Consider the following 21,174-nt stretch of genomic DNA (forward strand, 5'->3'; position numbering starts at 1 on the left):
AAGATGTAGGATAACAGCATTTCTGACGTTTGCCATTTGTAATGCATTTTTTGCATTTTAAATCTTCATGCATAATATGCTGGTTCCACCAATTATTGATGAAATTATCAAAGTTTGTTGCAAAGCTTTTACTGCCTTGTTCTGCTTGGCTTCATAATTCAGATAATTGAGTTAAGAAACCCCAGTTTCTTGTTTTATGTTCTTCTATAAAACGACAGCCAAGATCACCCAGTAGCTCTTCTTCCTGTGTGAAATATTCTCGTGAGTAATCGAGCAATTCTTCAATAGCCGTTACAATAAATTCTGTATCTTCAAGGAGTGATGGCTTTTCGCTCAGCATATTGATTAAGTCTGCAATATGTTGGTTTTGTAGGTTTAAAGTTTGGTCACCAAAGTCGAATTTGCGATCATTCCATACAATTTTCATCATCGACTTGCTCCTAAAGGCTATTCCTATTTAATGATTTAATTATATCTGGGAGCTGTTGTTTCGCCATATTCCCATTTGGGGATAGTGAGGAGATAAGTATGAAAAAAATTGCAGACTTATTATATCGATGTGCAGTAAGTACAAGCTCTTAAGATAGCTCGTTATAAAGAAACATACCTATCACGATAGTTGAAGAAGGTTTTCAAAAACTCAACTACCCAGATATTTCTTTGGATTGACAGGATTCATACCGCGGCGAATCTCAAAATGAAGTTGTGGCTTAGTTACACCTCCTGAACTGCCCACACTAGCAATGGTTTGGCCTCTTTTTACCTTTTGCCCGCGTTTGACCAAAATCTTCTCATTATGAGCATAGGCCGTAATCCAGCCGCCACTATGTTTGATCAACAACATATTGCCAAAGCCGCGCAATTCATTACCGCTATAGGCCACAACGCCATTTTCCGCTGCCATAACGGCACTGCCACGTTTGGCAGAAATATTAATGCCATCATTTCTAAGCCCATCACGTTTTACGCCAAAGCGTGAAATGACTTTGCCTTGTGTCGGCCAAGAAAAACGGCTGCCTGAGCGTGGCGGGGGCTTGGGGATGGATTTGCGGCTAATGCGTGGTTTGGCTTTTGCCACCGTTGTAGGCTTATAGCTAGGTTGCGCATTTACACGCGGGGAGAGGCCAGATGTTGTTGGCTTTCTTTGTACTGTATAGCTTGTTCGCGCGTTGCGCACCGTTGGCTTTTTCTGCGCACCACCAGGCAGCTTTAAGCGCTGTCCTGCATGTAATGTATAGGGTGATTTAAGCTGGTTGTTTTTTGCCAGCGTATAGACGTCTGTTCTATATTGTCTGGAGACAGAATAGAGCGTATCGCCACGTTGCACCACATGAACAGGCCCTTGGGGCAAGCGCAACCTTTGCCCTTTATTGAGATGAAACGGGGCCTTTAGATTATTTGCATCAATGATAGAGCGAACAGAGACACCATGTTTTCGCGATATGCCATAAACCGTGTCACCTTTTTGCACAAGGACAGTACCGGGTATCTGGCGTTGGTTAGAACGGTTTTGCGAAACAGTTGAGGAGGACTTATAACGTGACGTACCAGTGCCCTCAGATGGGACTTCAACCCAGCCACAAGACACGAGTATAACCACAGCGCAACATAGCGCAAAATATCTAAACAATCCGTTCATAGCTGCGGATTATGCCTAAGCTCGCGGTGAGTTTCAATTTTATTCTGGAAGGCCGGGGATTAAGGGGACAAAACGAACTTTTTCAAGCTCCTCCACATTAAACCCGCTTTCGGTTCGGGTCACACGAATGAGCCATTGCGCTGAAGTATCTTCCCCAATCGGTGCAACCATAACCCCGCCAATAGCAAGCTGGTCTGCAAGTTCTGGCGGAACATCTGCAGCCGCAGCCGTGATCATGATGCGATCAAACGGGGCTTGTTCAGGCCAACCAAGTGTTCCATCGCCACAGCGACACACGATATTGCTTTGACGAAAATCATGAAAACGTTGCTCTGCCTGTTCAAAAAGCGGCTTGTAGCGCTCAATCGTATAAAGCCTGCGACAGAGTTTGGCTAACACAAGGGCTTGATAGCCCGAGCCCGTCCCAACTTCTAAGACCTTCATACGGTCGCTAAGCTGCAAGGCCTCACTCATCAAGGCAACGATATAAGGCTGGCTTAAGGTTTGGCTATAACCAATCGGCAGGGCAATATTATCATAGGCTTGGTCTTGAAAACTTTCTGAAACAAAATTTTCACGCGGAATAGTTTCAATGGCTGCAAGCACAGAGGTATCGGTGATGCCTTGGCGGCGTAGTTCCATAAGAAGGCGAATTTTTTCAGCATGAATGCTCATTTAAAAGCGCCTTCCATTTTTTTGAGACTGTCATAATCTGTGAAATCAAGCGAGATGGGTGAAATGGAAATAGCCCCATTCATCACCGCATGTAAATCAGTACCAACATCAAAAGTGTCAGCAGATTGAAGGGCACCAATCCAGAAATATTCTTCGCCCCGTGGATCGTGGCCTCTGGCAAGGTCATCCCCGATTTTTCGACGCCCTTGTCGGGTGACTTCAACACCTTTAACAGATTGGGCCACAACATCTGGGAAATTCACATTCATCAAAGTATTTTTCGCCCAACCAAGCTCAGCAAGATGTTTCACAATCTGTGGGCCGTGGGTTTCAGCCGTGGACCATTTAACCCGATTGGCATCGTTAAAATACTGGGAAAGTGCAATGGCAGGTACACCGAGCAGGGTGGATTCCATAGCTGCGGCAATGGTGCCGGAATAGGTCACATCTTCGCCCAAATTACCACCGCGATTAACACCTGTAAGAACCAGATCAGGCGGGCAGTCTTTCATAATCTCATTCATGGCAAGCAACACGCAATCAGTTGGCGTGCCATCAACGCTATAACGTCGATCAGAATGTTTATGAATGCGCAGTGGGCGGCGCAGGGTTAAAGAATGGCCCGTTGCACTTTGTTCAGTTTCAGGTGCAACAACCCAGACTTCTTTGGCAACAGCTTTTGCAATATGTTCCAGCACCTTCAAGCCCGGTGCATGAATGCCATCATCATTAGAGATAAGGATCCGGGCTTGAGAAAGATCAATCATGGTTTATGTCCCTGATTAGGCGTTGGGTTCAATAACTTCCAGACCGCCCATATAGGGTCTTAAAACCTCAGGGACAATAACGCTACCATCAGCCTGTTGATAGTTTTCCAACACAGCCACAAGACAACGACCAACAGCAAGACCAGACCCATTTAAGGTGTGAACAAATTGTGGTTTTTTCTCACCTTCTGCGCGGTAGCGTGCCTTCATGCGGCGGGCTTGGAAATCACCTGTTGTAGAACAAGATGAAATTTCACGATATTGGTCTTGGCCCGGAAGCCAGACTTCAATGTCAAAGGTACGACGCGCAGAAAAGCCCATGTCACCCGTGCAAAGCGTAATCACGCGATAGGGTAGTTTTAGCCCTTGCAAGACGGCCTCTGCACAGCCTGTCATGCGCTCAAGCTCAGCATCAGACTCATCTGGTTTAACAACAGAAACCATCTCAACCTTTGAGAATTGGTGCTGGCGGATCATGCCGCGGGTGTCTTTACCAGCAGAGCCCGCTTCAGAGCGAAAACACCATGTCATGGCGGTGTAGCGTCGTGGCAGGCTGCTTTCTTCAAGGATGTCGCCAGAAACGATGTTTGTGAGCGGCACTTCTGCGGTCGGGATCATCCAGAAACCTTCTTCAGTGCGATAAAGGTCTTCTGTAAATTTCGGTAATTGGCCTGTGCCATAAAGGGCAGCATCTTTAACAAGGGCAGGGGGATTAACCTCTGTATAGCCGTGCTTCATGGTATGAAGATCAAGCATATAAGATGAAAGGGCACGTTCCATACGGGCAAGCGCGCCACTGAGGAGAACAAAACGCGAGCCTGAGATTTTAGCCGCTGTTTCAAAATCCATCTGGCCAAGTTTTTCGCCAATATCAAAATGTTCTTTGGCTTCAAAACCAAGAGAAGGCTTTTCACCCCATGTGCGTACTTCAACGTTATCATCTTCATCTGCACCATCTGGTACATCAGATGCCGGCACGTTGGGCAAAGACATCAGGGCATTTTCTAAAACACCTTCTTTTGTTTTGGCTTCTTCTTCGAGCTCAGCCTGAAGGGATTTAGATTGTGAAACCTTTTCCATAATCTCGCTTGCATCGCGACCTTCGCGTTTTGCAAGTCCGATCTCTTTAGAAAGCTTGTTGCGCTCAGCCTGAACTTCTTGTGCGCGAGACAGAATATCACGACGCTCCCCATCAAGGGCAATCAGACGGTCTGCTTGTGGCTCAAGACCACGACGCGCCATGGCAGCATCAAAATCAGCAGGGTTTTCACGGATCCATTTAATATCAAACATAGCTCTGTAGCCTTAAGTCATATTGAAGTCAGTTTCTTCAAATTCATCTTCGTCGTCATCTTCTTCGATGGTGTCGCGTTTCTTTTCAACAGCACGCACCGAAATGATGGAGATTTCATACAGAACAAGAATAGGAATTGCCAGACCTACTTGAGAAATAATGTCTGGTGGCGTCATAAAGGCAGCAAAAATAAAGGTAACCACCACCGCATATTTACGCTTTGCCGCCAAACCACGCGATGTGGCAAAGCCAATGCGCGCAAGTAAGGTCAGGACAAGTGGAAGCTGGAAGCTAATACCAAAGGCAAAAATAAGCTTCATCACAAGGGAGAGATACTCATTCACCTTGGCTTCAAGTTGAATAGGCAGGCTGCCATCAACACCCATTGTCTCAAAACTGAGAAAGAACTTCCACGCCATAGGCATGATAAAGTAATAAACCAGCGCACCGCCCATAATAAACAGGATCGGAGATAAGACCAGATAGGGCGCTAAAGCTGACTTTTCATTCTTATAAAGCCCGGGTGCGAGGAATTTCCAGAACTGTGTGGCAATAACGGGAAAAGCCAGCAAGAAGGCTGCAAAGAAAGAGACCTTGAGCTGCGTAAAGAAAGCTTCATGCAGGGCCGTATAGATCATACGGCGATTACCGCCAAGCTCAGCCAAAATCTGGGCCAGTGGTGCGACAAGGAAATTATAGATATCCGCAGCAAAATAATAACAGCCCAAGAAAGCAATAAACAAAGCTGCTATTGCAATCGTGAGTCTTGATTTGAGTTCAATCAAATGCTCCATCAAGGGCATTGTAGTTGCTGTTGTCTGAGGGTCGTTCACGGCCGCACTCTTTTATTTAGCAGGTTTTACTGAATTATCTTCAACAGCAGGAGACGCCTGTGTCGCAGCCTCTGTATCTGAAGATGATTCTTTCATGGAATTATTGAAGTCCGCTGCTTCTTTTGAGAAATCAACAGCTTTGGTTAAATCCCCGTCCTTATCGACGGTTTCTTCAATTTTGCGGCTGAAATCTTCAGAGCGTACGGATTGAATTTGTTTTTTAACTTCCTCTAATTCCGTTTCCTTAATCATATCATCGATATTACTTTGGAATTCACGCATCATGCCTTTGACCTTACCTACCATGCGCGCAACTGAGCGCATGGCTTTTGGCAGGTCTTTTGGCCCAATGACCAAAACAGCAATAATGACAATAGAGGCAATCTCGGTCCAACCGATATCAAGCATCGTAATAGTCCAGACTAGAGATTATGATTAAGCGTCTTTTTTATCAGAAGTATTTGTAGTGCTTGCACTAGGTGCTTCGTCGCTTTTGGAGATGGATTCTTGCTGCTCAGATTTTTCTTCTGGCTCGTCATCCTTCATGCCTTTTTTGAAGCTTTTGATACCTTTTGCCAGATCGCCAGCGATCTTCGGGAATTTACCAAGACCGAAAATAACAACAACAATAGCTAAAACGATCAGTAGCTGTGGAAGACTTGGCATCATTGGAAGGGTTCTCCATGTTAGTATTTTATAAATTTGTTGTAGAGCATATAAGCAGAAAGATTACGCTCTCGCAATCCCAATTACGCGACGCAATCATGTATTTTTATTTATGAGTATATTTTCACTCATCTGCCAATGGTTCTAAGAGCTCATTATCATGATCTTGCTGATCGGGATGGTCTAATGGCAGCTCCATTTCACCACGTACGGTATAGGCATTAATAGCAGGGCGTGCATCAAGTAGACCTGCTGATTTAAGCTCTTCAATACCGGGCAAATGATCAGTTTTCTCAAGTCCAAATTGGTCAAGAAAGCCAACTGTTGTCCCCCACGTCATGGGGCGACCCGGTGTGCGCCTGCGCCCGCGCGGCTTAATCCATCCGGCTTCAAATAGCACATCGAGTGTCCCTTTTGACAGTGAAACACCGCGGATTTCTTCAATTTCAGCACGCGTTACAGGCTGGTGATAGGCAACAATTGATAATGTCTCAATGGCTGCTCGTGAAAGGGTTTTCACATTTTCGCGATATTCACTGAGTTGTTCAGCAATATCTTCTGCTGTTCTAAAGGCCCAAGCATTGCCACGTTGCACAAGGTTTACGCCGCGCCCCTCATATTCACCTTGAAGGATGCGAAGCAGTTCCTTAATGGAAACACCTTCTTCAAAATAATTAGAGAGCTTCTTTTCACCCAATGGTTCCTTAGAGGCAAAAAGAACGGCTTCAAGAAGGCGAAGCTGTTGGATCTGTTCCTCTGTACTCATTTCTGAGGCTCCTCTTCAGGGCTTTGTAGATATATGGGACCAAATGTATCGGACTGTCTGATCTTAACCTTGCCATCGCGCGCCATCTCTAAAGCTGCAGCAAAGGTTGAGGCAATGGCAGAGCGGGTATGAAGGTTGTTTTTGAGATCATCAGGCAGGAAATTCACCAGTTTTGTCCATTGTGGTATTTTACCAAGCACACTGCGCAAACGTTCAATCGCCATATCCATGGAATATAAATCCATCGGTTCAATGTGAAGGGTTTGATCCACATGTTTATTCATTTGATCGCCATAGGCTTTCATCAAATCATAAAGTGTTGCGTCGTAGCTCACTTCATCAAGTTTGCCAAAATTTTCTGGTTGCCCGCGTTTATGGACTTTAAGGCCCAAGACATTGCGCTCTAACAAGGCCTCACCCGCATTACGCATTGATTCAAGGCGTTGTAGTTGAAAGGCAAGGGCGGCTGCCATTTCTTCAGCGCTTGGTTCTTCCTGATCATTTTGTTCAGGGATCAAAAGACGGCTTTTTAAATAAGCCAGCCACGCAGCCATAACTAAGTAATCAGCAGCAAGCTCAAGGTTTTTGCGCCGTGCTTGTGATACCCAGATCAAATATTGATCTGCAAGGTGAAGAATAGAGATATGAACAAGGTCAACTTTTTGATCACGCGCCAGCTCAAGAAGGATATCAAGCGGGCCTTCAAAACCTTCAAGGTCAATGATCAGATCACTTTTTTTCTTAGGCCGAAGGTCGTCGTCTTCATGCTGGTCCAGATCAATCAGGTTACCCACGTGACTTACTCCGTTATACCCACAGCATGGATAATGAAATCAGTCAGGAATTCAGCAGGAATACCGACAAGCCACCACAGGATATTCAGGTTCATGCCGAATAATCCACCAAGATAAGGCACAAGAAAAATCATGCCGAGAAGGATCAACATGCCATAGCGCTCAAGACTTGCTAAACGCATGGCAAGCGGGGTAGGTAACAGACCAACTGCAATGCGCCCACCATCAAGTGGCGGTAAAGGTATCAGATTAAAGACGCATAATATGATGTTGATTTTAATGGAGTTTGCAAGGTTGTGCGCTGCCCATACATCCATATCTTCGGGGAGAAGCGGCAGGGCATAAAATAAGCAGGCAGAAAGCACCGCCAAGATGATGTTGGAGCCCGGACCTGCCGCAGCAACCAGGACCATATCGCGCCGGATGTTAGAGAAATTGCGCATATCAATGGGCACTGGCTTGGCATAACCAAACATCATCTTGCCACCAGAAATCAGCAACATCAGACCGGGCATAATCAAGGTGCCAAACGGGTCAACATGTTTGGCTGGATTAAAGGTCACGCGACCCAGCATATAGGCTGTTTTATCGCCAAGTCGCCACGCCACCCAACCATGGGCAGCCTCGTGAATGGTCACGGCAATGATGATGGGAATAATCCACACCGAAATCATAAATCCGATGTTGGCGAAATCCATCTAGCTCACCAGTTCCATCAATGTGTTGAAACGGTTTTCCGCTTGGTCAAAGTCGATTTCTTCAAACCCTTCGCGACACATTTTCCAGCCTTCTTCGAGACGATCATCTGTCTGGTCACTAATAGGGCGAAGACCTTCAGCCACTTTTAGCATTTCTTCTTTTTCACCATTACAGTGAAGTACCAGATCACAGCCTGCATCAAGGGCACTTTCAGCGCGCGCTGTAAAGCTACCTTCAAGGGCGTGCATGGAAAGGTCATCAGAAATTAAAACACCGTTATAACCAATATGGTGGCGCACGATATCTTCAATGAGGCGGGGCGACATGGTTGCAGGGGCATGGGGGTCAATATCGGAATAAACGATATGCGCTGTCATGGCCCATGGCATGTCATTTAGTTCAACGAACGGTCTGAAATCCACACTATCAAGGATATCAAAACTTTCATCCACAACAGGCAATTCTTTATGGCTATCTACAAGCGCGCGACCATGACCGGGGATATGTTTAATCACAGGCAGTACACCGCCTGCCATAAACCCACGACAAGCCGATCGCCCCATCACAGCGGCAAGTTCAGGATGCGGGGCATAAGCACGATCACTGATGATTGGATCAGCCCCCTCAACAGGGATATCCAAAACAGGAGCGCAATCTACGTTAATACCTAGCTCAGTCAATTCTGAGGCAAACAGGCGTGCATTTAAGTGGGCGGCTTCAAGACCCATTTCAAGATTGAAAACCGCGAGCTCGCCAATTTTCGCCGCCGTTGGGGCTTCGCGCCAATGGGGTGGGCGAAGACGGGCAACACGGCCACCTTCTTGGTCAATCAAGATCGGCACATCAGGATGAGACACGCATGTGCGCAAATCATCACACAAGGCACGAACCTGATATGGGTCTTCAATATTGCGGGCAAATAAAATGAAACCAAGGGGATTTAGGTCTGTGAAAAACTCACGTTCCCAATCGCTCAGCTCAAGACCTTCACAGCCGAAAATCGCGGCCTTAGGGTTTGAATTATCGTACGCGGACAATGAAGCACCCCACTTTGCGTTTTTTAAGCTGGTTACACAGGCTTTTAGCCTTATCACCCGTGGCAACAGGGCCAAGGCGTAAGCGGTAATAAATCCCTTTTTGTGCGCCCAGATCAGCTTTTACGATATTTGCCGGAAGACCTTTTACAATATCGCTGTTTTTAGATTTAATCTTGGTCCATGTTGCTTTAACCGCAGCCTGATTTTTAGACGAGAGCAACTGAAGGATATAACCAGATTGAGCCAAGGGCTTCATGGTGCTTGGCTTGGTTGGTTTTACAGTCGGTGGCTTTGGTGACACACGGGCTGTTTCAACCTTTTTCACATCTGGCATTGTTGCTTTTTCAGGCTCGTTTAAAGCGTCAGCAATTTTTGCTGCCAAATCCTCTTTATCCTGCGCGGTTGGTGGTGTTTTAACCTCATCGCGCTTGGTCAGCGCACGCGGGGCGTTTTTATCACCAACTGGGGCAGGGGGCGGGGGCGTAATTGCCTCAGCCATATCCTCTGTTGGGACTTCAGGAAGTTTTGGTGTTTGCATTACTGGTTTTGGTGCAGCAACAGGTTCTGGTGCTTTTTCAACCACCTTAGGCATTTCGAGCTTAGGCAAAGGTTTGCTAACAGCTGGTAGGCCTGTTTCTTTACTAACTGTCTCGCTCAGCTCAGGAATATCCATGCCACGTGCTGGTTTATCCAGTGGTTGTTCTGGACGTGGCAGCAAACGCTCAAGCTTAGGCTCGGTATTTTCACCACTGACACGGTCATAAACCGTTTTGTCGCGGTTGGGCACTGTCATGCCACCGGGATCAGACGGTTTTTCCTTTGTTGGTGCGGTTTCAGCGCGCACAACTGGGATGTTGTCAGATGACTGTTGCGTGCCCCCAACAAAATACCACGCACCACCGGCAAGGCCGGCAATCACAGTAACGGCAAGAAACAGTTTTACAGCCTTACCTTTGCCACCTTCATCACTTTCTACAGGCTTATAATCATAAGCATCAGAAGATGGGTCCATCAAATCGTCGTCAAAATCATCCCTATGCGGCATTAACGCAACTCCTCACGTGGTTCAACACCCAAAACAACAAGGCCAGAAGCAATCACAAGCGACACAGCCTTTAACAAAGCCAAACGCGCATTTGTAAGGTCTTCATTATCGCTATGTAAGAAACGCAACTGTACATCACCCGTTCCCTTATTCCACAGAGAATGAAACTCTGAGGCCAATTCGTAAAGAAAATAAGTAATGCGGTGTGGCTCATGGCTTTCAGCAGCAGCCTCAACAAGGCGCGGCCATTCTGCCATTTGGCGCATTAAAGTGAGCTCTGACTCGTCATTAAGCAGGGAAAGGTCCGCCGTTGCGAGCTTTTCAACAGATAGATCAAGGCCATCAAATTCATCAATAGCTTTGCGAAAGACTGAATAACACCGTGCATGGGCATATTGAACATAAAAGACAGGGTTGTCTTTGGATTGCTCAACAACCTTTGTGAAATCAAATTCCAGCTGGGCATCGGATTTACGTGTCAGCATGATAAAACGCACAACATCTTTGCCGACTTTATCAATCACATCGCGCAAGGTCACAAACGTTCCTGCACGTTTTGACATTTTCACAGGCTCGCCATTTTCCATCAGGTTGACCATCTGGGCCAGTTTGATATCCAGCTCGCCTTTACCTTCAGACATGGCTTTGACCGCAGCTTTCATACGTTTAACGTAGCCACCATGATCAGCGCCAAAGATATCAATCATTTGGTCTGCGCCACGGCTGAACTTATCAAAGTGATAGGCGATATCATTGGCAAAATAGGTGTTTGACCCATCAGATTTTTTCAAAGGGCGATCTACATCATCGCCAAAGTCTGTGGCTTTAAACAGCAATTGCGGGCGTGGTTCCCAATCATCAGGCTTTTTGCCTTTTGGGGGCTCAAGTACACCTGTGTAAACCAGATCACGGTCTTCAAGATATTTAATGGCTTTGCCGACCATGTCATTTTCAACTAGCTCGCGCTCAGATGAAAAGACATTATGTTCAACACCAAGGGCTGCCAGATCATTGCGGATTAAATCCATCATGGCATCAATGGAGAATGCTCTGATTTCAGCTAACCATTCGCTTTCATCCGCATTTAGCCATTTATCGCCAAATTTTTCTTTAAGCTGCTGGCCTGTTCCCACCAGATAATCCCCGGGATAAAGCCCTTCAGGGATTTCAATGGTTTCGCCAAAAGCTTCGCGATAACGCAAGTAAGCAGAACGCGCGAGCACATCAACCTGGGCACCCGCATCATTGATGTAATATTCTTTGGTGACATCATAGCCTGCTTTTGAAAGCAAAAGGGCAAGTGCATCGCCAACAACAGCGCCGCGACCATGGCCTACATGCATGGGGCCTGTTGGGTTGGCAGACACATATTCAACATTGATGTTCTGGCCCTTGCCCATTTCTGAGTCACCCCAGTTTAGGCCCGCAGCCAACACGTCTTTTAGACGGGCATGCCAAAATTCAGTTGCCAGTTTGATGTTGATAAAACCGGGTCCGGCCACATCAACAGAAACCACATGGTCAATATTTTTGATTTCTTCAGCTAAAATCTCAGCCAGATCGCGCGGTTTCATCTTGGCTTGTTTACACAAAACCATTGCCGCGTTTGTAGCCACATCCCCGTGGGAGGCATCGCGTGGTGGCTCACATGTGAGGCGAGACGGGTCCATGCCTTCAGGCAATTTACCATCAGATGATAATTTTTGGACGATTGAAGAAATGTCGTTGTGGAATGATTTGAAAAAATTCATGAGTTTCTGGCCTGTACATCAAATAAACGTGAATGTTCATCCAACGCGTAACGATCTGTAATACCGGCAATATAATCAGCAACGACTCTTGCCGTTAGTTCTGAAGACTTACCGTCCGTGAGTTTATACCATTCAGTCGCAAGACAATTTGGTTCCGCCATAAACAGGGTGAAGAGGTCTTTGACCACCCGGCGGGCTTTTGATGTCATCCGATTGATTTTATAGTGGCGATAGACATTTTCAAACATGAAGGCTTTCAATTCACGGTCACATTCTTGAATGCGCTCTGAAAAGGAAGCCGTCGCTCTGCCCGAATTTCGAATATCAAGGACACTTTTAGGTGCCGCATCTTTAATGCGAAGTTGGGTTTCCTGCAAGAGGTCGTTGACCATATCGCCAATAAGACGCCGCACAGCCTCATAAATCAGCCGGGAATCATCTATATCAGGATATTGTTTGGCAACAGCATGGAAGGTTTCGCCCACAACGGGGATATCTTTTAAATCATCGATTCGTATAAGACGGGCGCGCAACGCATCATCAATATCATGATTATTATAGGCAATATCATCTGAGAGAGCGGCGATTTGCGCCTCAAGAGATGAATAATTTTCCAAGTCCAAATCCATCACATTATCATTATAATCAATGATGGATTGGGGCAGGGGCTTTGCATGGGTGGAATTGGGACCACGCAAGGGCCCGTTATGTTTAACCACACCTTCAATACATTCCCATGTCAGGTTGAGCCCGTCAAAATCTGCATAGCGTTGTTCAAGCTCTGTCACCACGCGCAAAGACTGGGCGTTATGATCAAACCCGCCATAAGGCGCTAGCGCTTCATCCAAAGCCTCTTCACCTGCATGACCAAAAGGGGGATGGCCCAGATCATGGGCAAGGGCTAAGGATTCTGCCAGTTCCTGATTAAGGTTGAGGTAGCGACACACCGTTCGTGCAATTTGCGCAACTTCAAGGCTATGGGTTAAGCGGGTTCTAAAAAAATCACCCTCATGGTTTACAAAAACTTGCGTTTTATATTGTAAACGTCGAAAGGCCGCAGAATGAATAATGCGGTCACGGTCGCGCTGATGACAGCTGCGCGTGGTACTTTCCGGCTCTTTATAATAGCGTCCACGGCTATCTTCAGGCTGGCTTGCATAAGGGGCAAATGTAATTGAATCGTTCATGCCCATGAAACTACTCTTGCGCGCCTTTTGATGCAATGGGTTTGACAAATTGAAAAGTTAGCTTACATAAAGGATGAAATAGAATTATTTTAAGGAACATCAAAATGTCACAAGTTGGTTTAACTGAAAGTGCAGCAAAGCAGGTTGAAAAGCTCATTGCATCAGAAGGCAATCCAAATCTGAAGCTTCGTATTCTGATTTCCAGTGGGGGCTGTTCCGGCTTTTCTTATAACTTCAGCCTTGATGATGAAATCAAAGAAGATGATCAAATCTTTAAATTTGGTAGCATTGAAGTTTTGGTTGATGAAGCCTCCATGCCATTTGTTGAAGGCTCCCAGCTTGATTATGTGACCGACCTGATGGGTTCAAGCTTTCAGATGACAAACCCGAATGCCACATCTGAATGTGGTTGTGGGTCTTCTTTTTCCGTTTAATTTAAAAGATTACCAGTCTTGGCACATAGCCTGCTCACGCCTGTAATTGGCCTTTGTGTCAATGCGGGCGTTTTTGCGACTGATATCGGCTGACATACGTTTAAAAAGCGGGCGTATTTGCGCATCTAGCAGTTTTTGTAGCTTATTGGCAGCTGCATCGGCAGAGCGTAAGTAAACCGGGCCGATACGTGGGGCTTTGCGGCGAATGGCGCGCTCAATCCCACTGGTGTGTTTATAGAGTGTATCCCTGAAAATCTGCACATGGACATTTTCATGGTTTAGGATTGAGTTATGCTCACATGAACCTTGGCGGTATTTATTGCTGATATAAACATCAATTTTTTTAAAGCCGATAAAGAGATTTGCAGATTGTAAAATCGCACAATAGCGCCCACGCCCGAGCTGATAGATTTTAGTCCCCGTTTTAAGGTGATAGTTTTCATCAGCAACGGTTAGGCCCGTCGGCGTCCACATGGGGCCGAGCCTTCTGCCCACATTGCCGCGCATTCTGGCAAGTTGATGATTATTTAAACCTTCATGGTAGCGCAAGTCCCCCATGGAGGTTTCCATATAAATCTCAACATTACGTCCATTTTCAGGGCATTTGGGCCAGCCGTTTTTTGCCCATAGATCACCTGCACCTAAAAAGATGCTGCTTGTAAGGAAAAAAATAAAAAGGAATGATGGAAACTTCATAAGGACAGTATATGTTATCTCCAAACACAGACTCAATGGGGAATTCCATGAAGATTGCAACTTGGAACGTAAATGGCATAAATGCGCGTACTGAACATTTGTTACGCTGGCTTAAAGAATTCAACCCCGATGTGGCTCTTTTACAAGAATTAAAGACGCCGGGCGATGCCGTTCCCACCCTAGAGCTTAAAGAGCTTGGCTATCATGTGGAGTTTGTCGGGCAAAAATCTTTTAATGGTGTTGCGATTTTATCTAAAAATGAAATTGATGTTGTTTTAGATAAGCTTCCCGGTGATGAAGAAGATGTTCAATCACGCTATATCGAGGCCAATACGGGCGGTGTGCGGGTTGCCTCTATCTATTTTCCAAATGGGAATCCGGTTGATACGGAGAAATTCACCTACAAGCTTGGCTTTATGGAGCGTGTGATTGAGCGCACAAAAGAGCTCTTGGCAGAAGAAATTCCTTTCGTGTTAGGTGGTGATTATAACGTCGCCCCTGATAATGGCGATGTGTACGATATCCAAAAAATGGGTAGTGATGCCATTTGTCGCGAAGAAGGTCGCCAGCTTTATCGCAAGCATCTCCATATGGGTCTAACCAATGCCTATAAACTTTATCACCCAGAGCCGGGGCAATTCTCATGGTGGGATTACCGCGGGGGCGGGTGGAATAAAGATCATGGCGTTTTGATCGACCATCTTTTGCTTTCTGCACAAGCGGCTGACCTTTTAGTCGATTCAAATATTGATAAAACCCCACGGGGTTGGGAAAAAGCCTCTGACCACACGCCTGTTTGGTGTGAGCTTAGCCTTTAATTTTAAAGGCTTTAGCGGTTTTTTTATTGATGAGATTAACCGCACGCGGCCTTTGTGGGGGATAGTTTGAAACCGCTTTGCCTTTAAGGATGCCTGTCATCATTTTAGCCGCAATAATGGCGCTGTTTTTAATATCGGGATAGGCAGAGGCAACAGCCCCCATCTCAATCTCAACATCTTTCTGCGCCAGACCAAAGACTGGTTTGTTGGTGAGCTTTACAACAGCTTGGGCAAATTGTGGCAAAATACCCATTTGATCACTTGGGGAGATAAAAAGATCGACTTGGTCTTTAAGCGCAAGAATAGGACGCTCAGCCCGTTTAATCATCTTATATGGTCCATCCTGCTTTGTGATCATCCCCACACGACGATAGATGAAATTCAAATCTTTAAATTCAAGATCATGCTCAAGATTAACAAGCCATTTTTTATAGCTAAGAGATTGCGGCATGGTCGAATAGATGACGCCGATATTTTTTGCATCAGGGAAGGTTTGGCGCATGAAGCGCAAGCGTTCTTTAATATCGATTGAAAAAGAAACACCCGTAAAACGCCCCTTTGGCTTGACGTTAAAACCCTCAATGACTTTTTCACCAACAGGGTCTGTTACAACACCAAAGATAACGGGAAGAGTTGAGGGCAATATCTTTTGATCACGAACAGCGCGCAAAGCAATTGTCCCAACCGCGACAACAGCACAGATATTTGTGTAATCTGTTTTAATAAGAGAACGAACTAAGTGTTTCTCATGATTCTCAAGATTGATGTGGTCGATCTGTAGCTTTTTATGTGTCTTTTTAACTTCATGTATAAAGGGAGTTGAAAAGCCTTCGTAGGGTAGACCCAATTGGGAATGAACCATCAAGATGCTTTTATGTTCAGCTGTGCATGCAAGCGCAGGTACTGCTTCAAATAGAAACAGCGTGCAAAAAAGGACACATCTAAAGACAAACGCACTCATTGATACATATTTAAAGTTGATTAAAAAGACTTAGAGGCGGGCTTATATACCCACTAATACGTAGGATGCAAGTGTGATAAAGTATTAGGTGAGTTTCTGCCCGAGCCTGCCTGCAATATCCTGAATATATTGCCATGCAACGCGTCCTGAGCGCCCGCCGCGCGTTACGGTCCATTCTATGGCTTCGGCTTTCCAGATTTCTTCTGTAATATTTAGATTGTATTTAGATATGTAACCTGCAATTGCGGCGAAATATGTATCTTGATCCATATTATGGAAGCCAAGCCAGAGACCAAAACGATCAGAAAGAGAGACTTTTTCCTCAACTGCTTCTGAGGCATGAATGGCTGTTGAGCGTTCATTTTCAATCATATCGCGTGGCATGAGGTGCCTTCTGTTGGATGTGGCATAGAAAATAACGTTATCTGGACGTCCTTCAATGCCGCCTTCAAGGACAGCTTTTAAGGATTTATACGAAGTGTCGTTATCATCAAATGACAGGTCATCACAAAACAGTATGCAGCGTTTTTCCGTATGGCTGAGTGTTTTGAGCAAATCAGGCATGCTTGAAAGGTCTTCACGGTGGATTTCTATGAGAATAAGTGAATTAGGCTTTTCCTCATTGACCTGGGCATGAACAGCCTTAACGATGGAGCTTTTACCTGTACCACGCGCCCCCCACAGCAAGGCATTGTTTGCGGAGAAGCCATTGGCAAATTGCTGTGTGTTCTTCAATAGAATTTCTTTTTGCAAATCAATGCCTTCTAGCATACCAAGCGGGATGTGATTGACCTTATGAACGGCTTGCAAACCATGTGTTTCTGACTGCCAGACATAGGCATTTGCATGGGAGAGATCGTTTTCAACAACCAGTTTTGGAGACTGTCTTTCAAGGGCATCTGCGATGCGTAAAAGGACGGATAAAATTTGTGGATCGCTCATGACAGCCTCATTCATGTAAAAAAGTCATTTAAAGCTACGGATTCATATAGAAAATGTAAACATCACAATGTATAGTCCCGCGCAAGTTTGGGGTTCACCCATCTCTAGTTTCTATCTAACTTATGGAGTTTTCAATGCTCATTTCTCCGGCTTATGCACAAGCTGCTGGTGGTGCTGGTGGCGGTATCGAAGCCTTTTTGCCGCTTATCCTTATCTTTGTTGTTTTCTACTTCCTTATGATTCGCCCGCAGCAAAAGCGCGCTAAAGAACATAAAGCGATGTTAGGTGCACTGCGTCGTGGTGACAATGTTGTTACCAGCGGTGGCATCATGGGTAAAGTGACTAAAGTCGACAGCGACACAGAAGTATCTGTAGAAATCGCTAAAGACACTGTTGTTAAAGTTCGTCGTGAGATGATCGCTCAGGTAACGAGTAAAACAGAACCAGCATCAGACGAAGAAGGCTCTAGCGAAGCAGCCAATGACTCTGGTGAAAAAACTGAAGAACCGGGTGGTTTGAAAAAACTGTTCGGCGGCAAAAAAGACTAATCACGAATATAAAGGAAGGGACCTGAACCATGGTCTACTTCGCCAAATGGAAAATTGCCCTCGTGGTTTCGGTTTGCTTATTGGGCGTGGCATTTGCTGCGCCCAACATGCTTGACCGTAAGACGACGGACAATCTGCCGGGATGGCTTCCCAACCAACAAATCAGTCTCGGGCTTGATCTTCAAGGGGGCTCACACCTTCTTTTAGAAGTTGAAGCCCAAACCGTTATCAACGAACGTCTCGTCTCAATTGTAGATGCTGTTCGCTCCTCTTTGCGTAGTGAGCGTATTCGCTACACTGGGCTTGGGGTTAAAGATGATGCGGTTCATGTTCAGATCAAAAAGCCTGAACAGATTGATCAAGCATATGACCTCGTGCGCAAAATCGATACAGGTGCTGAAACAGTTACACAGGGGAGTAAAATCTCCATTACACTGACTGAAGATGCCATCTTAAAGGCTAAGCGTTCAGCTGTTGAACAATCAATTGAGATTGTTCGTCGTCGTATTGATGAGACAGGCACGAAAGAGCCAAATATCCAGCGTCAAGGTGATGAGCGTATTCTCATCCAGCTTCCCGGTATTGATAATCCGGAAGATGTGAAGCGTTTGCTTGGTAAAACAGCCAAAATGACATTCCATTTGGTTAATCATAATGTCTCTGCTGAAGACTTGATGGCGGGTCGCATCCCACCGGGGACTTTGTCCCTGCCAGATGCGGAAAACGAAAGCAGAAATTATGCTGTTCGCCGCAAAGTTGAAGTCTCTGGCGATATGTTAATTGATAGTCAGCCGACCTTTCAAGATAGCCGCCCTGTAGTGTCCTTTACCTTTAATGCCTTGGGCGGTAAGAAGTTCGGTCAAGTCACTGCCAAAAATGTTAATCGCAGCCTTGCCATTGTTTTAGATGGTAAAGTGATCAGCGCACCTAATATTCAAGGCCCAATCCTTGGCGGCAGTGGTGTGATTACAGGTCAGTTTAGCGTACAAGAAGCAAACGACCTTTCTTTGCTGTTGCGTGCGGGTGCTTTGCCGGCACCACTGGTTATTCTTGAAGAACGCACCGTTGGCCCAGGTCTTGGTGCTGATTCAATTGCGGCTGGTAAAATCGCCTCCATCGTTGGTTTGATCGCTGTAATTGGCTTTATGATCGTGACTTACGGGCGCTTTGGAATTTATGCTGATGTTGCCTTGATGTTTAACATCATTTTAATCACGGCGGCGCTGTCCTTATTACAAGCAACACTCACATTACCGGGTATTGCCGGGATCGTTTTGACCATCGGTATGGCGGTTGATGCCAACGTGTTGATCTTTGAGCGTATCCGCGAAGAATTACGCAATGGCCTTGGTCCGATTGCAGCGGTGGATTCTGGTTACAAACGCGCGATTAAAACCATTATCGATGCCAACGTGACCACCTTGATCGCAGCGGTCTTGCTATTTGAATTTGGCTCAGGCCCAGTTCGCGGTTTTGCTGTGACATTGGCGATTGGTATTCTCACATCCATGTTTACCGCCATTATGGTGACGCGTTTACAAGTTGTTCTTTGGTTGCGTAAAAACAAACCAAAGAAACTGGCACTTTAAAGGAGGAGCTGAATATGAAACATTTGCATTTGGTTCCTGCTGGAACAAAATTTGACTTCGTTGGCAAGAAACTCATGTTTTTTGCCTTCTCTGTTGCCTTAATCCTTGCTTCACTTGGATTGTTTGGCACAAAGGGCCTTAATTACGGTATCGACTTTAAAGGCGGTATCATGATGGAAATTCGCTCCAAAAGCGGGCCTGCTGATATTGGTGCCTTGCGTGACCAACTGGGCGGCTTAGGTCTTGGTGAAGTTGCCATTCAAGAGTTTGGTGAGCCCGAAGAAGTGCTTATCCGCATTCAACGCCAAGATGGCGATGAAAAAGCCCAGCAAACTGCTGTGGAAGCGGTAAAAGACGTCTTAAAAGATAGTGTTGAATATCGCCGTACCGAGTTTGTTGGACCAAAAGTGTCTGAAGAACTCTTTATGGATGGTGTGATGGCGGTGACTTTCGCCATTGGTGCGATCTTGATTTACATCTGGTTTCGCTTTGAATGGCAGTTTGGTATGGGCGCTGTGATTGCCCTAATCCATGACGTTATTTCAACGATTGGTATCTTTGCCCTGTTGGGGATGGAGTTCAACCTTTCAACAGTTGCGGCGATCCTGACAATTGCGGGTTATTCCATCAACGATACGGTGGTTGTTTATGACCGTGTGCGTGAGAATTTGCGCAAGTATAAGAAAATGGATTTGGCTGAATTACTCAATAAATCAGTCAATGAAACATTGTCTCGTACAGTCATGACATCTGTTACCACCTTGCTTGCCTTGCTTGCGCTTTACATCTTGGGTGGTGAAGTCATCCGTGGATTTAGCTTTGCCATGATCTGGGGTATCTTGATCGGGACTTATTCTTCAATCTGTTTGGCTGTTCCAATCCTGACCTATTTCAGCATTCGTCGCAGCGATGATGAAGATGAAGAAAATTCTGAGATTGAAAAAGTCGAAGGCGAGGGTGCTGTTTAATGTCCTTAGACATCACCCCTGTCATTACTGACAATCGCTTGATGATTAAATCATATGGTGATGGGACTTTTACAGTTAATGGTCACAAAGTCACGGGCTCTGTCCTTCTCTATGATGGGAAGGTTGAGCCTTGGCCAGTGAGTGAAGCATCTGAAATTGATCTAACAGCCCTTGAAAAGCTATTAGATACGGATGAAGATTACGACATTCTTGTTGTGGGCTGTGGCGAGCTTTCAAAAATGCCGCCCAAAGAGCTCAAAGAGAAGGTCAAAGAAAAAGGCCTGATCTTGGAGTGGATGAACTCAGGCGCTGCAGCGCGCACCTTTAATGTGCTGCAGACGGAGGATCGAAGGGTCGTAGCTGCAATCATTGCCGTATAAGAAAAAAGAAAACCCGCGAAAAGTTTTAAAGCATTTTCGCGGGTTTTTTTATTGTCTGGATTTTAGCGCTTAAAGTTGTGAGGCAACAAAATCCCAGTTCACCAGCTCATTTAAGAACGTCTCTACGTATTTTGGGCGCAGGTTCTGATAATCAAGATAATAGGCATGCTCCCACACATCACAGGTAAGCAACGCTTTTTGTCCATGTGCAAGTGGTGTATCAGCACCGATTGTCTTCGTGATTTTTAGCTCACCATTTTCAAGAACAAGCCAGCCCCAACCAGAGCCAAAGGCCGTGATACAGGCTTGAGAGAACTCATCTTTAAATTTGTCATAAGACCCAAAAGCTTCATTGATCTTAGCGGCAAGTTCACCCGTTGGCTCACCGCCACCATTGGGCTTCATGGAGTTCCAGTAAAATGTATGGTTCCAGATTTGGGCTGCGTTATTAAAAATACCTGCTTTTGCGGGATCGCCCGCGGCATCTCGAATCACAGATTCTAAATCATCCTGTGTTGAGCCTGCATCATCACCAAGCAGGTTATTTAAGTTCACAACATAGGTGTTATGGTGCTTGCCATAGTGGAAACTCAGTGTATTGGCGGAGATATGGGGCTCAAGTGCATCTTGTGCATAAGGCAAGGCGGGAAGTTCAAATGCCATAGGGGGACCTCTTTGGGTTTTC

Annotated in this window: 25 protein-coding genes; 6 read left to right on the forward strand and 19 right to left on the reverse strand. The window is 45.7% G+C overall.

Annotation, left to right across the window (positions count from 1 at the left end; all coding sequences use genetic code 11):
* Positions 1 to 151 precede the first annotated feature (151 nt).
* The 15 genes from MTBPR1_RS00830 to MTBPR1_RS00900 form a co-directional block, all read right to left on the reverse strand.
* Positions 152 to 430, reverse strand: a complete 279-nt coding sequence (locus tag MTBPR1_RS00830) for a hemerythrin domain-containing protein (protein ID WP_069185654.1) — start codon at positions 428 to 430, stop codon at positions 152 to 154.
* Between the two features lie 210 nt (positions 431 to 640).
* Positions 641 to 1,600, reverse strand: coding sequence for a murein hydrolase activator EnvC family protein (locus MTBPR1_RS00835; protein WP_165602587.1), 960 nt, complete (start codon positions 1,598 to 1,600; stop codon positions 641 to 643).
* Between the two features lie 78 nt (positions 1,601 to 1,678).
* Positions 1,679 to 2,314 (reverse strand): protein-L-isoaspartate(D-aspartate) O-methyltransferase, encoded by a 636-nt coding sequence (locus MTBPR1_RS00840; RefSeq protein ID WP_069185656.1) that lies wholly within the window; start codon positions 2,312 to 2,314, stop codon positions 1,679 to 1,681.
* Positions 2,311 to 3,081, reverse strand: a complete 771-nt coding sequence (surE, locus tag MTBPR1_RS00845) for a 5'/3'-nucleotidase SurE (RefSeq protein WP_069185657.1) — start codon at positions 3,079 to 3,081, stop codon at positions 2,311 to 2,313. Before surE ends, MTBPR1_RS00840 begins: the two co-directional genes overlap by 4 nt.
* A gap of 15 nt (positions 3,082 to 3,096) precedes the next feature.
* Positions 3,097 to 4,374 carry a serine--tRNA ligase gene (gene serS / locus MTBPR1_RS00850; RefSeq protein WP_069185658.1) on the reverse strand — a complete coding sequence of 426 codons (1,278 nt, stop codon included), beginning with the start codon at positions 4,372 to 4,374 and terminating at the stop codon, positions 3,097 to 3,099.
* Between the two features lie 12 nt (positions 4,375 to 4,386).
* Positions 4,387 to 5,208, reverse strand: coding sequence for a twin-arginine translocase subunit TatC (gene tatC, locus MTBPR1_RS00855; protein WP_338031264.1), 822 nt, complete (start codon positions 5,206 to 5,208; stop codon positions 4,387 to 4,389).
* Positions 5,209 to 5,220: 12 nt separating this feature from the next.
* On the reverse strand, positions 5,221 to 5,616 hold the full coding sequence (tatB, locus tag MTBPR1_RS00860; protein WP_069185659.1) for a Sec-independent protein translocase protein TatB: 396 nt from the start codon (positions 5,614 to 5,616) through the stop codon (positions 5,221 to 5,223).
* 27 nt (positions 5,617 to 5,643) lie between these two features.
* Entirely contained in the window at positions 5,644 to 5,877 is a 234-nt protein-coding gene (tatA, locus tag MTBPR1_RS00865) for a twin-arginine translocase TatA/TatE family subunit (protein ID WP_205631196.1), read from the reverse strand.
* A gap of 121 nt (positions 5,878 to 5,998) precedes the next feature.
* Entirely contained in the window at positions 5,999 to 6,640 is a 642-nt protein-coding gene (scpB, locus tag MTBPR1_RS00870) for an SMC-Scp complex subunit ScpB (RefSeq protein ID WP_069185660.1), read from the reverse strand.
* The gene (locus MTBPR1_RS00875; protein ID WP_240492836.1) at positions 6,637 to 7,434 is read right to left on the reverse strand and encodes a segregation and condensation protein A; all 798 of its coding nucleotides are present in this window, start codon (positions 7,432 to 7,434) and stop codon (positions 6,637 to 6,639) included. Before MTBPR1_RS00875 ends, scpB begins: the two co-directional genes overlap by 4 nt.
* Before the next feature lie 5 nt (positions 7,435 to 7,439).
* Positions 7,440 to 8,132 (reverse strand): site-2 protease family protein, encoded by a 693-nt coding sequence (locus tag MTBPR1_RS00880; RefSeq protein ID WP_069185661.1) that lies wholly within the window; start codon positions 8,130 to 8,132, stop codon positions 7,440 to 7,442.
* Positions 8,133 to 9,170 carry a beta-N-acetylhexosaminidase gene (gene nagZ / locus MTBPR1_RS00885; RefSeq protein ID WP_069185662.1) on the reverse strand — a complete coding sequence of 346 codons (1,038 nt, stop codon included), beginning with the start codon at positions 9,168 to 9,170 and terminating at the stop codon, positions 8,133 to 8,135.
* Entirely contained in the window at positions 9,154 to 10,215 is a 1,062-nt protein-coding gene (locus MTBPR1_RS00890) for an SPOR domain-containing protein (protein ID WP_069185663.1), read from the reverse strand. The genes nagZ and MTBPR1_RS00890 overlap by 17 nt, the downstream gene beginning before the upstream one ends.
* Positions 10,215 to 11,966 carry an arginine--tRNA ligase gene (gene argS / locus MTBPR1_RS00895; protein ID WP_069185664.1) on the reverse strand — a complete coding sequence of 584 codons (1,752 nt, stop codon included), beginning with the start codon at positions 11,964 to 11,966 and terminating at the stop codon, positions 10,215 to 10,217. The genes MTBPR1_RS00890 and argS overlap by 1 nt, the downstream gene beginning before the upstream one ends.
* Positions 11,963 to 13,153, reverse strand: a complete 1,191-nt coding sequence (locus tag MTBPR1_RS00900; RefSeq protein WP_069186055.1) for a deoxyguanosinetriphosphate triphosphohydrolase — start codon at positions 13,151 to 13,153, stop codon at positions 11,963 to 11,965. Before MTBPR1_RS00900 ends, argS begins: the two co-directional genes overlap by 4 nt.
* Before the next feature lie 104 nt (positions 13,154 to 13,257).
* Here MTBPR1_RS00900 and erpA point away from each other — a divergent pair, with 104 nt between their 5' ends.
* Entirely contained in the window at positions 13,258 to 13,587 is a 330-nt protein-coding gene (erpA, locus tag MTBPR1_RS00905; RefSeq protein ID WP_069185665.1) for an iron-sulfur cluster insertion protein ErpA, read from the forward strand.
* A 9-nt stretch (positions 13,588 to 13,596) separates the two neighbouring features.
* On the opposite strand, the gene MTBPR1_RS00910 is transcribed toward erpA, so the two are convergent.
* Positions 13,597 to 14,283: a hypothetical protein gene (locus MTBPR1_RS00910; protein WP_069185666.1), complete on the reverse strand. Its 687-nt coding sequence runs from the start codon at positions 14,281 to 14,283 to the stop codon at positions 13,597 to 13,599.
* A 47-nt stretch (positions 14,284 to 14,330) separates the two neighbouring features.
* On the opposite strand from MTBPR1_RS00910, the gene xth reads away from it, so the two are divergent.
* Positions 14,331 to 15,101, forward strand: a complete 771-nt coding sequence (xth, locus tag MTBPR1_RS00915; protein ID WP_069185667.1) for an exodeoxyribonuclease III — start codon at positions 14,331 to 14,333, stop codon at positions 15,099 to 15,101.
* Here the strand turns inward: xth and MTBPR1_RS00920 are convergent.
* Both MTBPR1_RS00920 and MTBPR1_RS00925 read right to left on the reverse strand, forming a co-directional pair.
* Complete coding sequence (locus tag MTBPR1_RS00920; protein ID WP_165602588.1) at positions 15,091 to 15,963, reverse strand: ABC transporter substrate-binding protein; 873 nt, start codon at positions 15,961 to 15,963, stop codon at positions 15,091 to 15,093. The two genes, xth and MTBPR1_RS00920, sit on opposite strands and share 11 nt — an antisense overlap.
* Before the next feature lie 183 nt (positions 15,964 to 16,146).
* A complete protein-coding gene (locus tag MTBPR1_RS00925; RefSeq protein ID WP_069186056.1) occupies positions 16,147 to 17,004 on the reverse strand; it encodes an ATP-binding protein in 858 nt (285 codons plus the stop codon).
* A gap of 134 nt (positions 17,005 to 17,138) precedes the next feature.
* On the opposite strand from MTBPR1_RS00925, the gene yajC reads away from it, so the two are divergent.
* From yajC to MTBPR1_RS00945, 4 genes are read left to right on the forward strand one after another with little or no spacing between them, the layout of a single operon-like run.
* Positions 17,139 to 17,552 (forward strand): preprotein translocase subunit YajC, encoded by a 414-nt coding sequence (gene yajC / locus MTBPR1_RS00930; RefSeq protein ID WP_069185669.1) that lies wholly within the window; start codon positions 17,139 to 17,141, stop codon positions 17,550 to 17,552.
* Positions 17,553 to 17,581: 29 nt separating this feature from the next.
* The gene (gene secD / locus MTBPR1_RS00935; protein WP_069185670.1) at positions 17,582 to 19,141 is read left to right on the forward strand and encodes a protein translocase subunit SecD; all 1,560 of its coding nucleotides are present in this window, start codon (positions 17,582 to 17,584) and stop codon (positions 19,139 to 19,141) included.
* 14 nt (positions 19,142 to 19,155) lie between these two features.
* Positions 19,156 to 20,109, forward strand: a complete 954-nt coding sequence (secF, locus tag MTBPR1_RS00940; RefSeq protein WP_069185671.1) for a protein translocase subunit SecF — start codon at positions 19,156 to 19,158, stop codon at positions 20,107 to 20,109.
* On the forward strand, positions 20,109 to 20,489 hold the full coding sequence (locus MTBPR1_RS00945) for an Mth938-like domain-containing protein (protein ID WP_069185672.1): 381 nt from the start codon (positions 20,109 to 20,111) through the stop codon (positions 20,487 to 20,489). Before secF ends, MTBPR1_RS00945 begins: the two co-directional genes overlap by 1 nt.
* A 69-nt stretch (positions 20,490 to 20,558) precedes the next feature.
* On the opposite strand, the gene MTBPR1_RS00950 is transcribed toward MTBPR1_RS00945, so the two are convergent.
* Entirely contained in the window at positions 20,559 to 21,152 is a 594-nt protein-coding gene (locus tag MTBPR1_RS00950) for a superoxide dismutase (RefSeq protein WP_069185673.1), read from the reverse strand.
* Positions 21,153 to 21,174: the final 22 nt, after the last annotated feature.

Origin of the sequence: Candidatus Terasakiella magnetica (assembly GCF_900093605.1) — a bacterium.
Classification (GTDB): Bacteria; Pseudomonadota; Alphaproteobacteria; order Rhodospirillales; family Terasakiellaceae; genus Terasakiella; species Terasakiella magnetica.